Annotated in this window: 17 protein-coding genes and 1 pseudogene; 1 reads left to right on the forward strand and 17 read right to left on the reverse strand. The window is 42.9% G+C overall.

Translation table 11 applies throughout. The annotated features are described in order from the left end of the window. Positions 1–14 precede the first annotated feature (14 nt). The 17 genes and pseudogenes from AC3WJJ_RS04840 to AC3WJJ_RS04920 form a co-directional block, all read right to left on the reverse strand. Positions 15–692, reverse strand: a pseudogene (locus AC3WJJ_RS04840) (phosphoribosylanthranilate isomerase); the annotation flags it as partial. Next, a complete protein-coding gene (gene trpC / locus AC3WJJ_RS04845; RefSeq protein ID WP_492538485.1) occupies positions 661–1,482 on the reverse strand; it encodes an indole-3-glycerol phosphate synthase TrpC in 822 nt (273 codons plus the stop codon). The pseudogene AC3WJJ_RS04840 and the gene trpC, both read right to left, overlap by 32 nt. Continuing rightward, on the reverse strand, positions 1,472–2,512 hold the full coding sequence (gene trpD, locus AC3WJJ_RS04850; RefSeq protein WP_492538487.1) for an anthranilate phosphoribosyltransferase: 1,041 nt from the start codon (positions 2,510–2,512) through the stop codon (positions 1,472–1,474). Before trpD ends, trpC begins: the two co-directional genes overlap by 11 nt. Positions 2,513–2,534: 22 nt before the next feature. Then, positions 2,535–4,091 (reverse strand): anthranilate synthase component I, encoded by a 1,557-nt coding sequence (gene trpE / locus AC3WJJ_RS04855; protein ID WP_492538489.1) that lies wholly within the window; start codon positions 4,089–4,091, stop codon positions 2,535–2,537. A gap of 355 nt (positions 4,092–4,446) precedes the next feature. Next, entirely contained in the window at positions 4,447–4,821 is a 375-nt protein-coding gene (gene aroH, locus AC3WJJ_RS04860; RefSeq protein ID WP_492538491.1) for a chorismate mutase, read from the reverse strand. Between the two features lie 2 nt (positions 4,822–4,823). Next, entirely contained in the window at positions 4,824–5,918 is a 1,095-nt protein-coding gene (gene aroB / locus AC3WJJ_RS04865; protein WP_492538493.1) for a 3-dehydroquinate synthase, read from the reverse strand. A gap of 2 nt (positions 5,919–5,920) precedes the next feature. Continuing rightward, positions 5,921–7,090, reverse strand: coding sequence for a chorismate synthase (gene aroC / locus AC3WJJ_RS04870; RefSeq protein WP_422660803.1), 1,170 nt, complete (start codon positions 7,088–7,090; stop codon positions 5,921–5,923). A 155-nt stretch (positions 7,091–7,245) separates the two neighbouring features. Then, positions 7,246–7,410, reverse strand: coding sequence for a hypothetical protein (locus tag AC3WJJ_RS04875; RefSeq protein ID WP_492538495.1), 165 nt, complete (start codon positions 7,408–7,410; stop codon positions 7,246–7,248). A gap of 73 nt (positions 7,411–7,483) precedes the next feature. Further along, complete coding sequence (locus tag AC3WJJ_RS04880) at positions 7,484–8,290, reverse strand: CheR family methyltransferase (RefSeq protein ID WP_492538497.1); 807 nt, start codon at positions 8,288–8,290, stop codon at positions 7,484–7,486. A gap of 27 nt (positions 8,291–8,317) precedes the next feature. Continuing rightward, entirely contained in the window at positions 8,318–8,761 is a 444-nt protein-coding gene (ndk, locus tag AC3WJJ_RS04885; protein ID WP_492538499.1) for a nucleoside-diphosphate kinase, read from the reverse strand. An 81-nt stretch (positions 8,762–8,842) separates the two neighbouring features. Then, positions 8,843–9,817 (reverse strand): polyprenyl synthetase family protein, encoded by a 975-nt coding sequence (locus tag AC3WJJ_RS04890; RefSeq protein ID WP_492538501.1) that lies wholly within the window; start codon positions 9,815–9,817, stop codon positions 8,843–8,845. Continuing rightward, entirely contained in the window at positions 9,814–10,680 is an 867-nt protein-coding gene (locus AC3WJJ_RS04895; RefSeq protein WP_492538503.1) for a menaquinone biosynthesis protein, read from the reverse strand. Before AC3WJJ_RS04895 ends, AC3WJJ_RS04890 begins: the two co-directional genes overlap by 4 nt. A 1-nt stretch (position 10,681) precedes the next feature. After that, on the reverse strand, positions 10,682–11,284 hold the full coding sequence (locus AC3WJJ_RS04900) for a UbiX family flavin prenyltransferase (RefSeq protein WP_492538504.1): 603 nt from the start codon (positions 11,282–11,284) through the stop codon (positions 10,682–10,684). Beyond that, positions 11,284–12,156 carry a UbiA-like polyprenyltransferase gene (locus tag AC3WJJ_RS04905; protein ID WP_492538506.1) on the reverse strand — a complete coding sequence of 291 codons (873 nt, stop codon included), beginning with the start codon at positions 12,154–12,156 and terminating at the stop codon, positions 11,284–11,286. The genes AC3WJJ_RS04900 and AC3WJJ_RS04905 overlap by 1 nt, the downstream gene beginning before the upstream one ends. After that, positions 12,149–12,907: a demethylmenaquinone methyltransferase gene (locus AC3WJJ_RS04910; protein WP_492539585.1), complete on the reverse strand. Its 759-nt coding sequence runs from the start codon at positions 12,905–12,907 to the stop codon at positions 12,149–12,151. Before AC3WJJ_RS04910 ends, AC3WJJ_RS04905 begins: the two co-directional genes overlap by 8 nt. Positions 12,908–12,916: 9 nt before the next feature. Further along, entirely contained in the window at positions 12,917–13,786 is an 870-nt protein-coding gene (locus tag AC3WJJ_RS04915) for a heptaprenyl diphosphate synthase component 1 (protein ID WP_492538507.1), read from the reverse strand. Positions 13,787–13,897: 111 nt separating this feature from the next. After that, the gene (locus tag AC3WJJ_RS04920; protein WP_492538509.1) at positions 13,898–14,443 is read right to left on the reverse strand and encodes a hypothetical protein; all 546 of its coding nucleotides are present in this window, start codon (positions 14,441–14,443) and stop codon (positions 13,898–13,900) included. Positions 14,444–14,653: 210 nt separating this feature from the next. On the opposite strand from AC3WJJ_RS04920, the gene AC3WJJ_RS04925 reads away from it, so the two are divergent. Continuing rightward, positions 14,654–16,015: a dipeptidase gene (locus AC3WJJ_RS04925; RefSeq protein WP_492538511.1), complete on the forward strand. Its 1,362-nt coding sequence runs from the start codon at positions 14,654–14,656 to the stop codon at positions 16,013–16,015. The last annotated feature ends 18 nt before the right edge of the window (positions 16,016–16,033 follow it).

Here is a 16,033-nt window from a genome sequence, read left to right on the forward strand (position 1 = left end):
CTTTCTACGAATGTTGTAACTTTTGCTATATTCTTCACACCAGGAGCAGACTCAACCCCACTTGATACATCCACTCCGTCGGGTTTGTATTCATTGATCAATGTTCCTACGTTCGATGAATCAAGACCTCCCGCCACAAACAGCTGAATCCCATGTTGACTAGCCCATTCCTTATAAAACGGGATTACATCCCAGCCAAAAGTTCGTCCAGAGCCGCCGCCATGGATCGGATCATATGTATCAATCAAGAGACCATCAATACATCCGGCGTAATGTTCGAGCTCGGCAATATGCTCTTCCGGCAATTGTTCTGCTTTCACCGAAACTGCCTTAAAAACGGAAACCGGGAAGTTCGCTTTCACTTCCCGGCAAAATTTCGGCGATTCTTGTCCATGTAGCTGCAGAACATCTAATTTGGCCGTGTGAAGAAGTTCCTTTAGTTCCTCCATCTCGGGGTTTACAACCACTCCAACAGAGGAAGGTATTTCTCCGCTCTTCCACTGCTTCAACACGGTGATTAGTTCAGCCGCCTGATCAGGAGTAACCTGACGGCGGCTATTGGCAAATACAAATCCGATATAATCCACAGGTAAGTTTATCATCGATTTTAGCACTTCAACGCTTTGAAGTCCACATATTTTTACTGCGGTATTCGTCATATTACCGTGCTCCTTTGCCACTTGGCTGAGCATTCTTAACGCTTCCCATCAGATCTAGAACAGCATGTTCAATATTATCTTGTCGCATGAAGTATTCACCTATCAACACCCCTTGAGCGCCTGTTGAAGCAAGAAATTGCATGTCATCTTTACCAGCAATACCACTCTCACTAATCAATATTACGTCATTAGGTATATCGCGGCTTAATTCTGCCGTTGTGTTTAATGATGTCTCAAATGTATGCAAATTTCGATTGTTAACACCTACAAGCTTGGCTGTATTCAATTGAAGTACGGCATCTAGTTCTTTGCGATCATGCACCTCTATTAAGCAATCCAGCCCGATAGAATCAGCAATAGCAATAAACTCTGCAATTCGCTCTACTTCCAAAATGCTTGCAATGAGTAGAATCGCATCTGCACCAATCAGTCGTGCCTCATAGATTTGAGCTTCATCAATAATAAAATCCTTACGAAGTAACGGTAAGCTTACTGCCTCTCTCACCGCTGTAAGATATGATCCATTTCCTTGGAAATACTGTACATCCGTAAGTACAGATAAGCAGTCTGCCCCTGCTGCCTCATAAGCCTTTGCAATCTGAACCGGATCAAAGTCCGGCCGAATTAACCCTTTAGATGGTGATGCCTTTTTCACCTCAGCGATGAGTCCCATATCTCGATTTCGACGTAATGATAATGCATTAATAAAACCTTTTGTCTGAGGAAGTGATGAAATTTCATGTAAAGCCTCTGGTATGGATAAGGTCTCGCGAAGCTTAGCCACTTCCTCTTGTTTCGTTGCAACAATTCGATCAAGATACATAACTTAATTCCCCCGTCATTGTGATAAGCTGATCTAATTTAGCTTGAGCAACGCCAGAATCAATTGCGTCTGCGGCTTTACTCACACCTTCGACAAGACTATCTGCCAATCCAGAGACATATATGCAAGCTCCTGCATTTGCTAATACGATATCTCTATAAGGGCTTCTTTCACCCTGGAGCACAGCTCCTATGATAGCAGCATTCTCTGCCGCATCTCCACCAAGAATTGACTGCATCGGATGAAGTTCAAGACCAAGATCTTCTGGATGAATATCATAGGTTTGAATTTGCCCACCACGGAGCTCGGATACACGAGTTGGTGCAGAGATGCTAATCTCATCCAATCCATCATGACTCGTTACGACCATAGCCCGCTTTAGTCCGAGTTCTTTAAGCACTTTGGCGATCGTTTCCGTTTTATTAAGGTCATAAATCCCTAGTAGTTGTCGATCTGCACCTGCTGGATTCGTCAGTGGACCCAGCATATTAAATACGGTTCTGATCCCAAGCTCTTTTCGCGGTGCTGCAGCATGCTTCATCGAAGGATGATAGATTTGGGCAAATAAGAAACAGATTCCGATCTCATCCAGACATCGCTTCGCCTGCTCTGCAGTTAAATGAATATTCACCCCAAGCGCTTCTAATACGTCCGCACTGCCTGCACGTCCAGAGGCGGATCTATTACCATGTTTAGCTACACGCACAGATACTGAAGAAGAGATAATCGCTGAGGCAGTAGAAATATTGAATTTATGGATACCAGATCCTCCAGTTCCGCATGTATCTAATAATTGACTGCACTCGGTTACAACCCGCCCACCGGAACCTCTCATCGCTTCTGCGAAGCCTGTAATTTCCTCTACAGTCTCCCCTTTAATACGAAGTGCAGTTAGCAAAGCCCCTATCTGTGAGTGAGTCGCTCTGCCTTCCATAATGGTTTGCATGACATTTCTAGCCTCACAGCGGTCTAAATCATGACCTTCTATCAGTTTAGATATGCTGGACTGTACCGTATCCATAATACCCATGTTCCTCTCCTCCTCCAATACTTTAGTTAGGTGTATATTCATAAAGATAGTCTTGATTAATCGTACTTACAGGTTTTTTTTCAGCTGGAAACATCTGTTCAGCAACTCGAATTGCCTTCAACATCCCTTTAGCTTTATTTACCGTTTCTTCGTACTCCTTCTCCGGCTCAGAATCCCAAACAATGCCCGCCCCAGCCTGCACATACGCTTTACCTTCTCGGAAGATAATCGTTCTAATGGTGATACATGAATCCATATTACCTGTGAATCCCAGATATCCAATTGCCCCTGCATATGCTCCTCTTGCTTCACGCTCCAACTCTGCAATAATTTCCATAGCCCGAAGTTTCGGTGCACCGGATACAGTCCCGGCAGGAAGACAGGATAGGAAAGCATCGAAGAAGTCCTTATCTTCGCGAAGTTTACCCGATACGCCTGAGACAATATGCATCACGTGAGAGTAGCGCTCAATCTCCATAAATGAATCACATTTCACACTCCCGAATTCAGAGACACGGCCCAGATCATTTCGCCCTAGATCTACAAGCATCAAATGCTCCGCTCGCTCTTTTTCATCCTTTAGAAGCTCTTCGGCAAGTGCTCGATCCGTTGATTCATCGATACCACGTGGACGTGTTCCTGCGATAGGTCTCGTCTCTACCCTTCTGTCATCTACTTTGACCAAAGCTTCAGGAGATGTTCCAACAATAATCTCTTCATCCATCTTCAAGTAGTACATGTACGGAGATGGATTCAATGTTCTTAATACACGGTACACATGAAGAGGAGATACTTCTGTTTCGATATGGAACCTCTGCGATAAGACAACTTGAAAAATATCTCCAGCGCGGATATATTCCTTCGCTCTATCCACATTATCCATATACTTTTCCTTCGTCATATTCGACTTAATTTCACCTAAGTCCACATCCGTAGGAATGCCGCGGGAATTCACATTTTCCCTTGGGCCTTGTTCTTGCAATTGTTCTGCCGTCTCTTCAAGCTTGCGGCATAACTTCATGTATGACTGCCTAATATCCTCGTCGGTATCGCCTTCTTTAACATGAACATTACCAACCAAGAGAATTTGCTGCTTCACATGATCAAATACGATGACTTGATCACAGAACATAAACCTAATATCATCCATACCCAGATCATCTAATGTATGAGCGGGTAGTTTTTCATAGTATTGAAGAAGATCATATCCGAAAAACCCAATGGCTCCTCCAGTAAAGGGAGGCATTTCATCTAGCTGTGGGCTACGATAGGAACGAAGTAAAGCTTTCAACTCTTCCACTGGTTTCCCGGTTAACTGCTCCCGCTTCCCGTTCATCTCCACTTCGATGTGCCCTTGTTTACCTGATATCAAAAGGAAAGGATCGGTTCCGATGAATGAATAACGTGCCCACTGTACACCACCCTCTACACTTTCCAATAAAAATGCCCGCTCCCGCTGTGCATACCTCTGAAAAATACGGATTGGTGTTTCCATATCCGCCAGTAAACGAATAGCAACAGGAATCAAGTTATATTGTCCAGCCATGGACAATACTTGTTCCATTGATGGGTTAGCCATCATCAATCCCTCCTTCTTTCTTAAATGTTGTAGTAATACAAAAAAGACCTCTACCAAAGTAGAGGTCTATTATCGATAAGTATATGAAAAAAAGAGCGCGGTCTAATGTGATGAAACCATATAAGATAAAGAATCACTAATCACAATCACGGTTATAGGTATGACAAAGACATAACCGGATCATAAGATACTGTTCTTATCTAATACAAAATATGGTCTATTCTAACCGCTTCATGATGTATCCTAAACTGCTCTGCTCTTCTCTGCTCAACTATACTCATCTAAAACTCTACTCAACTATTCTGATAATCACTATACAGGATGGACCCTGTACAATGCAACACTAAATTTAGGATTAATTTGAAGAGACCGATAAATCAGGACGAAGGCGCTGAGCCTCGTTCAAATAGACATGTTTAATTTCCTTCTGACTCTTCTCAGTATTCACCTGCACCATTAAGCGAATGCAGAGAGGCAAGCTACCCTGAACTGGAATTTCAACAGAGCACATGAGTGGAACCAAATCCCAGCCTTCAAGCGCTCTAATTGCTCTAGCGGGGAAAGTCGCATCTAAATCATGCGTCATTGTAATCCAAACGCTGCAAATATCCTCCGGTTGTACGTCATTTCTCTTCACTATTTCGTCCAATAGTAGTACAGTCTCTCTTAAAATCTCTTGCTCGTCATTATGCGTAACGGTTGTCGCTCCGCGTATACCACGATTCATCATCGTTATCTCTCCTTTTTAAGCTGTTCAACGATCGAACGAACGGATTCCACGGATACATCTTTCACAATGCTCACTTTTCCGATTCGATCTGGAACAATAAATACCATGCGTCCCTCAGTAAACTTCTTGTCATGCTGCATTGCATCCATAATCTCATCTACAGAAAGATCAGCCGGTAGTCCAATAGGTAAATTCAGAGCACTAAGCATTTTCTTCGTTTCATGCAAAATCTGGCTCCCTTTACCTAACGATTCAGCAAGCATTGCAGCACCAACCATACCAATTGAAATCGCCTCACCATGTAAAAAGCGACCATATCCACCTACAGCCTCAATCGCGTGTCCAATCGTATGACCTAGGTTTAAGATGGCTCGAAGTCCACCCTCCCGCTCATCCTGTGAAACAACATCCGCTTTAATTGCACAACCACGTTCCAGACCGTAGGCGAGCTTCTCTTTATCCAGTGAGAGTAAGTCTGAGGCATTGTCTCTACACCAATAAGCGAACTCCTCGTCAAGAATAAGTCCGTGTTTTACCATTTCAGAGAAACCAGCGGACACTTCTCTTGCTGGAAGTGTAGTCAGTGTATCAACATCGTACAAGACCATCACAGGCTGATGAAATGCACCGATCATATTTTTAGCGAGTGGATGATTTACGGCAACCTTACCCCCAACACTACTATCATGAGCAAGAATGGTAGTAGGCACCTGAACAAAGGTAACACCTCTCATATATGAAGCGGCGACAAACCCAGCAAGATCTCCAACCACGCCGCCGCCTAGAGCGAAAACAGCAGAGTTACGGTCCAACTTACCTTCAATAGCTGTAGTCATTACCTGCTCAAATACAGTTAGTGATTTAGAGGTCTCGCCTGACGGCACCACATGAGATACAGTTACATATCCAGCCTCAGCCATCAGTGTTTCTACTTTTTTCAAATAATGCGGGGCTACGGATTCATCGGTTACAATCAAATGAGGGCTTTGCGATTTAATGCCATGCTGTAGACTCAATTCTCCAATCTTATGAAGTAATCCTGAACCGATATATATAGGATAAGAACGATCGCCTAATTCTACCTGTAATGTTCTCATACTTAATAATTCTCCAATTGAGCAAGATAATTTCTATAATTCGCATGAATCTCTTCCATGGAATCGCCACCGAACTTCTCCAAAAACGCCTTAGCGACTTCCCAAGTTACTACATGTTCCATAACTACGCTTGCAGCTGGAACTGCACATGCATCCGAACGCTCAACTTGAGCTGTAAATGCTTCCTTCGTATCAATATCTACACTTTGCAGTGGCTTGTAAAGCGTTGGGATTGGCTTCATGACACCACGAACGACGATTGGCATTCCATTCGTCATCCCTCCCTCAAAACCACCTAATCGATTCGTTGCACGGTGATAACCTCGCTCCTCAGTATACAGAATCTCATCATGGACTTGAGAACCTCTTAGTTCACCTGCTTCGAATCCGATGCCTACTTCAACACCTTTGAAAGCATTGATCGACATTACACCTTGAGCGATTCTTCCATCGAGCTTACGATCATACTGTACATGACTTCCAAGTCCGACAGGAAGGCCTTCAATAATACACTCTACAACCCCACCGATGGAGTCTCCTTCTTTCTTAATTAAATCTATGTATTCTTCCATCTTCTTCTCGGTCTCTTTATCCACCACACGAACGGATGATTCCTCTGTGAGAGCTATCAACTCATCGATGGATAGATGGTGAGGAGGAGCTTCGATTTCCCCTATGCGAATAACTTGACCTGCTACTTTGATGCCAAACTGCTCCAAAAATTGACGTGCAATTGCACCACAAGCAACCCGAACCGTTGTTTCACGTGCACTAGAACGCTCAAGTACATTCCGAAGGTCTGTAAGATTATATTTTAGACCACCGTTCAAATCCGCATGTCCTGGACGAGGACGATGAACACGTCTTTTCTCCTCATCTGTTCCTTCAATCGGCTCAATGTTCATGATGTTACGCCAATGCGTCCAATCTTTATTCTCAACAACGAGTGCAACCGGTGCTCCCGTCGTGTATCCATGACGAACCCCTCCAAGGATTTGCGCTGTATCCTTCTCAATTTGCATGCGGCGGCCGCGACCGTATCCTTTCTGTCTCCGCTGCAACTGAAAATTCAGTGCTTCAAAATCAATTTTCAGGTTGCTTGGTAGTCCTTCAATAATTGCCGTGAGTTGAGGACCGTGCGTCTCACCCGCGGTCAAAAAGCGTAAACTCATGATGCGTTCCCCCTTTAAACTTTTAGGACGTTGAATCACTAAAATCCGTAAATATCTTCTGCTCATTATAGTATAGCTATTCCGCTTTGACAAGAAATTGGACATACCAAAAAGCACTCCCCATCAACGGATGAGAAGTGCTCTTTACGTAGAGCTTATTTCAAATGACGTACTGGTCTCTTCCAAGGACCATACCCTAAAGTCTGCTGCGGATCCAATAGTGCATTAATCTGAAAGCTTTCAAGGCCAAGAATTTGACCGCATTCCTGCACACTGAACAATCCGCGCTGGTACGCGGTAATTACCTTTCGTTTATCCATGACTGACCTCCGCTTGAATATAAATCATCATTTCATAGTATCAGATATAATGGCCGTATTTATTCAAAACAGATTAATCTCTAAGTTTGCGATAAAAGAAAGTTTCAGCGGACTCCAGGCCATATTGGCCAGGATTAAAGATCTGTTCCGTACTGCCTACAAAGAGAATACCCCCAGGCCTTAAACTTGTAGCAAACTTCTGATATAACTTGTCCTTTGCTTCTTCAGTAAAATAGATCATTACGTTTCGACATACAATTAAGTCAAAGCCTGTATCAAATCGATCCGTCAATAAATTCTGCTTCTGAAACTTGACTTCCTTTTTCAGTTGATCACTAAATCGGTAGAAGGCTCCTTCTTCCGTAAAGTATTTAGCAGCAACAGTACTCGGTACATCTTTTAACGATCTTTCCAAGTATAGCCCTTGCTTAGCTTTGGCAAGTGCTCCATCATCGATATCCGTTGCAAGAATTGTACTCGAAGCGAGTAAATTTTGTTCAGCTAAAATCATCGCAAGCGTATAAGGTTCTTCTCCTGTCGAACAAGCAGCGCTCCACAATTTTAGACGTTTAAAGCCTGTCCCGCTTAACTCAGGCAAGACCTTATCACGAAGGACTTCCCAACGATTCGGATTACGCCAAAACTCCGATACGTTGATCGTCATCCGATCTAGAAATTCTTGTAGCAGAGACTTTTCCTTCATCATACCTTCGTAAAAAGAAGCGAAGGTATGAAACCCATATTTCTGACGTAGGGTGGTGAGTCTCCGCTTCATTTGAGCTTCTTTATAATCCGCAAGATTAATCCCTGTACTCGATTCTATACTTCGAATAAAGCCAATATAATCTTGGTCTTGTACTATTTGTTCATATTCCTTCATTGTACCATCCTGTATTAAATAAGAATTTTAGTTCCAAGGAGAGATGCTCTTCTCATATTGCACCAATTCATTTGGGCTAAAGAAGTTAGCAATCTCACGTGCCGCACTTTCTGGTGAATCCGAACCGTGAATTAAGTTATGAGGTGTATGAGATGCAAAATCACCTCGAATTGTTCCTGGCAATGCTTCCTTTACATTCGTCTTTCCGATAACCATGCGAGATAAGGTGATAATCTCATCTCCCTCCCACACCATAGCGAATACAGGTCCGGAAGTAATAAAGCCTACCAAATTACCAAAGAAATCTTTGCCCTCATGCTCTGCATAATGGCGTTTTGCCTGCTCATCTGTAATCTGTAGAAATTTGCCTGCCACAAGTTTGAATCCCTTATCTTCCAGTCGAGAGACGATCCTTCCGATCAACCCCCGCTGAACACCATCCGGTTTAACCATCAAAAAAGTACGTTCCATTGGTTTCATCACGCTCCATTTTCATACATGTGATGTTACATTCTTCAACGTAAGTTTAACAGTGAGGCCTTCAACTACAGTTTAATATGAACGCTTTGTAATAAAGTTCGCAATATCTTTTAATTGCTTTTTAGTCTTAATATCCGGTAATGTATCAAGCGCATGAAGCGCCTTCTGAATATAACGATCCGCTAGCTCCTCAGAACGAGAAATTCCTGAACTGGATTTGATCATTTCTACTGCCTTACTAACATCACATTGTCCATTCAATGAATGAATCCGTTCTATTTCTTCAAGCAATGATTGTCTCAAATCCGGCTCCTGAAGAGCATAAATGACAGGAAGCGTTATATTTCCTTGACGCATGTCACTACCTGGCGGTTTACCAATCTGTTTCTCTGTTCCGCATAAATCGAGAAGATCATCTTGAATTTGAAAGGCCATGCCTACATTATACCCAAATCGATACATACTACTAGCAATATTGCGATCTGCATCAGATGCGATAGCACCCAGCTGACAACTGATTGCGATTAAAAGTGACGTTTTACGGCGAATGCGCAAAAGATAACGTCTAACGTCTTGCTCTGTGTTGAAAAAATCGCGGATCTGCTCCATCTCGCCGATTGTCATCTCAATCATGGCTTTGGATAAGATGCGATGAATTTCCGGATTTCTTAATTTCGTTGTTAGCAAGAGCGCCTTACCGTAAATATAGTCACCGGTATACATGGCTATTCGATTGTCCCACTTGGACTTAACCGTTGGCTTGCCTCTTCTCGTTTCTGCATCATCAATGACATCGTCATGCACAAGTGAAGCACTGTGAATCAATTCCAGAGGAACGGCAATATATTTAAGCTTTTCGATGTCATAATTACCAAATTTGCCGCCCATCAGCACAAAGACTGGACGAAGACGTTTACCGCCTGCCTTAAGAAGATGTAACGAGGTCTCAGTCAACTGTGAATCATCACCTTCTATGCTGCGATAAAGCTCTTTTTCAATTACATCCATATCTTTCTTTAGTGCTCCGAAAATGTCCAGTCGTTTCATTCTTTCACCTGCATCCGAATATTATCTCTCCAAAGTTCCGGTATCACATCATGTTGTAGCAAACCAAGCTCATAAGCATACTTGAAATATAAGCGAAGGCCCTTCTGCTGTCGCTCATCAAAATCATAACACAAGTTGCTAAAGTACCTCTGCCAATATGATTCTGTACCACCAATTCTGCTTATTGCTTCACTTACAATCGGACTTAGGTCCTTTAAGCTCCGTCGTTTACTATCCATGAACATGCGGGCGATTTCAGCCATAGCTTCGGGATTATTAGAAGCCGCATTACGATTAACTGCCCAGACGGCAAACGTCATGCTACACCCTGTCCATTCCTTCCACCATGCACCTAGATCGGTCACATGATATTTACCTTGGTTATACCAAGAAGCTCTAATGGCATTATCTCCGATCAGCAGAGCTGCATCAGCATTTTCCATCATTTCTTCCAGTTCAGGCTCCATCGTTATATATTCAGGAGCTCCGCCGAGCGCTTTTTGCATTAATATCTTAAGAAGATTAACCGATGTCGCTGAAGTGTTGGTCAACGCAATCGTACCGTTCTTCAGTGTTTCCACTGGTTCACGGGAGAACAATAAAATCGATTTCACTGCTCCGTCAGAACTTACCGATAAATCAGGTAGCAGTTGCAATTTATCCGCTGCCTCAGCATATGCAAAAGAGGATAAAGCACCAATGTGGATATCCCCTTTTTTCATACCTTCATTTAGAATGGCCGGTACCTCAACCACCACATGAGCTGGTGTACGTAGGGATTCTGGATCCACATAATAAAATAAAGGCCAAGCATTGGTATAACTGATCTTGCCGATCACGGTCTTCGTGTCTGATCCCGGCATGCTAGTCACCCCATCTTTTAAACAATTGATGTTCGATTCGAAGATTATCCAGTACTTTCCCCACTAGAAAATTCACAATATCATCCAAGCTTTGCGGTTTAAAATAGAAGGCAGGCATCGCAGGAATCATCTTAACACCTAACTGAGTAAGCTTCAGCATATTTTCCAAATGGATCGCATGCAGAGGTGTTTCTCTAGGTACAAGTACTAAAGTTCTTCCTTCCTTCAGCATAACATCGGCAGCTCGTGCCATTAAGTTATCTGATGATCCGTGAGCTACTGACGATAATGTTCCCATCGAACACGGCATAATAACCATGCCTTCCACAAGATACGAGCCACTGGCAATACTCGCACCGATATCCGATATCGGATGATAATGAACGCTGCCTCCCATATCACCAAACTTATCTTCAAGAATAGTCTCACGATTGCTTGCCTGCCAGTCCAACTCCTCTTTCAGCACACGCCAGCCTGCATTCGTAATAATCAAGTGTACGTCAAAACCTAATTTTAATAAACATTCAGTCAAACGCACACCGTAAATACTCCCACTCGCCCCCGTAATACCTACAACCCAGCTTTTTCTCCGGTTTGTATCCATTAAAGGTATTTCACCACCAGATCAACCAAAGTAAACGCAAATAATACAATACTTAAAGTACTGTTCATCGTAAAAAATGCCGTCTGAAGCTTGCTCATATCTCTAGGTGATAAAATGTAATGTTGATAAAATAAGATACCACACGCGATAATCATACCCATCAAGTACCACCAGCTGAGTGGTGTCACGACGAACAAGATAATAAATCCGGCTGCTGTAATCACATGAAACCCACGAGCGAACCACAATGCCTTATTCAACCCGAATCGCGAAGGAATAGAGTACAGTCCTTCATCGCTGTCAAAATCTTGATCCTGACAAGCATAGATCACATCAAAACCGGCGGTCCAGAATGCAAGTGCGATATAGAAGATGATCGCTTTATAATCCACTTGCCCTGTGACAGCCACCCATCCACCTAGAGGTGCAAGAGCGGTGGTGAGTCCTAAAACTACATGACAAAGCCATGTAAAGCGTTTTGTATAGGAATAAAATATAAGCATAAAAATAGCAATAGGAAGTAATCGAAATGCAAATGAGTCCAGCTCTGCCGTTGCCCAGAAAAATACGCCAAATGATAAGATAATAAATAGTATAACTTCAATCGGCTTGAGTAAACCTGCAGGAATCGCTCGTCCAACGGTTCGTGGGTTCTTCGCATCAATGTATTGGTCCGTCAGACGGTTTAAGCCAAATGCAGCACTCCGAGCTCCAAACATAGCAAGAAAGATCCATCCAATGTCTCCCCATGAAGGTAAATGATTGAATACGACTACTGATCCCAGTATCGCTCCCATAAACGCAAAAGGCAGAGCGAATAAGGTATGCTCCACTTTTATCATTTCAAGATAAGTGCCTATTTTTTTAAACATCCTGATTCTCCTTGATCCCAATATGTAAGGCTACGATTCCTCCGGTCAAGGGATGGTCTTCTACACGGGTCAGCCCGATGCTACGGAATACTTCAGCGAGCTCCTTCCTGCCCGGAAAAAGTGCCAATGACTCGGGTAACCATTTGTACTGCTCATATTTCTTCGCAATCAATTTACTCATTAATGGCATAATATTTTGAAAATAAAAATAATATAAACCTTTAAAGGGCTGCCACGTAGGTTTGGAAAGTTCAAGACAAACAACCATTCCTCCTGGCTTTACAACTCGTTTCATTTCAGTTAATACCTGTGTGTAATCCGGAACATTACGAAGACCGAATCCGATGGTCGCATAATCAAAAGAGTTATCTTCATAAGGAAGACTCATCGCATTGCCTTGTACGAGTGTAATTTGCTTGTCTAAGCCATTCTTCTCAACTTTTTGACGACCAACATTTAACATCTCTTGACTGAAATCAAGTCCAACTATGTGTCCAGTTTCACTTGCATTTGCTATACTAATTGTCCAATCGCAAGTACCGCAACATAAATCAATGGCTGTATTGCCTGGTTTTATGTGCATCTTCTTCATTGCAAACTTTCGCCATAGTTTGTGCTGCCTGAAACTGTTGATATCATTCATCATGTCATATTTACTTGCGATGCTCTCAAACACTGAATGAACATAATCCTCTTTCGGTTTATTGCTTTCATCATGCTTCACTACGGACTTCACCGTATCATTCCCCAACTCAGTCACCTATCCTTCCCTAACAGCAGCTCGATATCTGCTCAGTCTTTGAATAAATGGTTCGAGAATCTGACCAATCTGAGCAGAAGGTACTTCGTCGTTCAAGACTGGCACTGCTGATTGAATGGCTTTGACAGAATTACGTAATTTTTCGAGTAAATCATCCGTCGTTTTATATTTCAGCATCAGTTTTTTCCAATCCCTCGAATCTACCCGTTTCAAGATCATCATCTTCTTCTCTTCTTCATTGGCCCGTTCAAGAACGTACCAAAATGCATATCCATGCTTGCCGTCATCCGGTGAGATACAGCGATCAACTTCTCTTTCAATGGTCTCGCACAATGTTAACTCGTTCATCAATGTCTTCCAGTTCCCTTGAATGGAAGGCTCAATCAGTGGAGTAAAAGAAAGAAACAGCTGCATGTTCAGCTGTACCATGTACTTCAAGTATTCTTCTGCTGACAGAAGCATGTCTTTCATCTTTCCGTACAATTTCATTTTCAAAACATTGACGTCACTAACAGCTTTGCTTAACAGTGCGATAGCTTCGATCTCCCCGCTCATTGCGAGCAGATTATAGAACCGGCTGCTATAATAATCGCCTGCTAGCACTTTAAGCTGCCTGTCACGCATCATTGATTCACCTTGGTTCCCAGCTGTTGTATCAATACTTTCATGTGTATCCAGTCCTACCTGAACCAATGAAGTAACCAGCGCGTACAGCTCATCACGTTCCGATACATTCCTACCAGAATGTTGTAAAAATATGTATAACAAATGAACGCGAGCATCCGGGAAAACAGGAAGCTCCGTGTGTTTTTGAATCATGTCGTAATTTAAATACTTTCTTGCTAACTCGGGAACGCGATACGGTTTCATCCTCAGCCTCCGTGCACTTGATGTTCTTTAGTCCAGTCGTGATCATAATCCAATCTATTATAACACATCATGCAAGCACGTAAACGCCTGACATGTACTATTTTACCCCTTTCAACTACGAATGAACTGCTTCTTCCAGAGATTTGTTAATGTAAGATGAAGCCCCTGCACCAATCTCTCGGAAAATGGTTCATTCTTCAATTGTTTTAACTCTTCCAACATGCCGTGATCCCATTCAGATCTTCTCGCGTTCGCAGCAAGTATCAAATAACGGGATTGCGACCAAGGGTCAACGGCTTCAAACCTAAGAAAGAGCCGATTCACGTTCATATTATCCTCAAAGGTGAAAGAAAGAATCGTTGCCAGATCCTTGTATAGTGTCTCAATTGACAACGGTTCCCCCGTTATCCTCATGTCGAGATACAATGCGCCGTTATCCCAATCAGCCTGACCAATTCTTAGGTTAAGAGGTAGTGCTCTGAGTCCATCCACAAGATTTTCATCTGATAGTTCTGTTCCAGAGTGAGGTTGAAAGGCGCTGACACTGCGTAGTTCCTGTGAACTAATGCCGGAATGCAGCCCAGTGAGTAGTACAAGGAATAAGATTGTAATAAATACCGGTGCCCACAATCCAGAAGAACGCGTGAAAAATTTCATCTTAAGACCTCCTTACACTTATTTTCATCCACCTACGCCACCCCCATACCTTATTGTACAAATAAATAGAGCAAGCTATGCCATTCGTTGACTATGGAACGATTTTATGTTCGTTATTTCGTATTTTCTTAATAAGCGATAGAATAATAAAGAACTGCATAAACTGATGCTGTTATCTTGGTTATATTTTTGAAGGAGGATTTATGAACTATGAGCGTTGATTATAAAGCATATTTTGCTGAACATCGCGAAACACACCTGAATGAACTTAAAGAGTGGTTATCCATTCCAAGTATTTCAGCTATATCGGATCATAAGGGTGACGTTACCAAGGCTGCAAATTGGCTTGCTGAAAAGCTAGTAGAAGCTGGACTTGAGCATGTGGAGGTCCATCCAACTGAGGGACACCCAATCATTACAGCTGATTACTTGCATGCAGAAGGTAAACCGACAGTGCTAGTATATGGTCACTACGATGTCCAACCTGTGGATCCACTTCACTTGTGGGAAACCCCACCGTTTGAACCTTCTATTCGGAACGGCAAGCTGTATGCTCGCGGTGCTACTGATGATAAAGGCCAATTGTTTCTTCATGTTAAAGCGGTGGAAGCAATCCTAAAGCAAGAAAAAGAGTTACCAGTCAACATTAAGTTCTGTATTGAAGGGGAAGAAGAAGTTTCGAGTCCTAACCTGCCGCTTTTTTTGGAGCAGAACAAGGACAAGCTAGCAGCCGATGCTATTTTGATTTCTGATACCTCACTGCTATCCCCTGGTAAACCTGCTATATCGACAGGACTCCGCGGTCTATGCTCTATGGAGCTAACGATTGACACAGCTAATACTGACCTGCACTCCGGATCATTTGGTGGAGGCGTACCTAACGCGCTCCATGCTATGGTCACCCTGCTAGCTTCACTACATGATGAGAACGGCCGGGTAAGTGTCAATGGATTCTATGATGGTGTTCAGGAACTATCTCCTGAGATGCGAGAAGAATTCGCGAAGCAACAGTTTGATGAGGAACAGCTCAAAAAGGACCTTAATCTAGAAGCGTTGTTCGGTGAAGAAGGATTCTCTTTTGTGGAACGCGTCGGCGCTCGTCCAACACTCGAGCTAAACGGGGTGTACGGTGGATTCCAAGGCGAAGGCAGTAAGACTGTCATTCCAAAGGAAGCTCATGCAAAAATCACGTGCCGCTTGGTCGCTGATCAAGACCCTCAAGCTGTACTCGATGCCATTGAAGCGCATTTACACGCACATACACCTGTCGGAGCAAAGTTAACATTTGAACCTAAGGAAAAGGCGTTCGCTTTCAATATCGATCCTTCTCACCCTATGCTTCAAAAAGCAGCTGATGCTTTTGAGAATGTGTACGGAACTCGCGCACTTTTCACTAAAGACGGTGGTTCTATTCCGATCGTGGAGAAGCTTTCAAGTACATTAAATGCCCCTGCCGTTATGATGGGCTTCGGGTTACCGGATGAGAATCTTCATGCACCTAACGAGCATTTTAACTTAGAGAATTTTGATCTTGGTTTGTTAACGATCGTTGATTATCTGAAATTGGTGTAATTGGTGTAATAACAAGAT

The sequence above is a fragment of the Paenibacillus sp. FW507-14B1B genome (assembly GCF_058781425.1).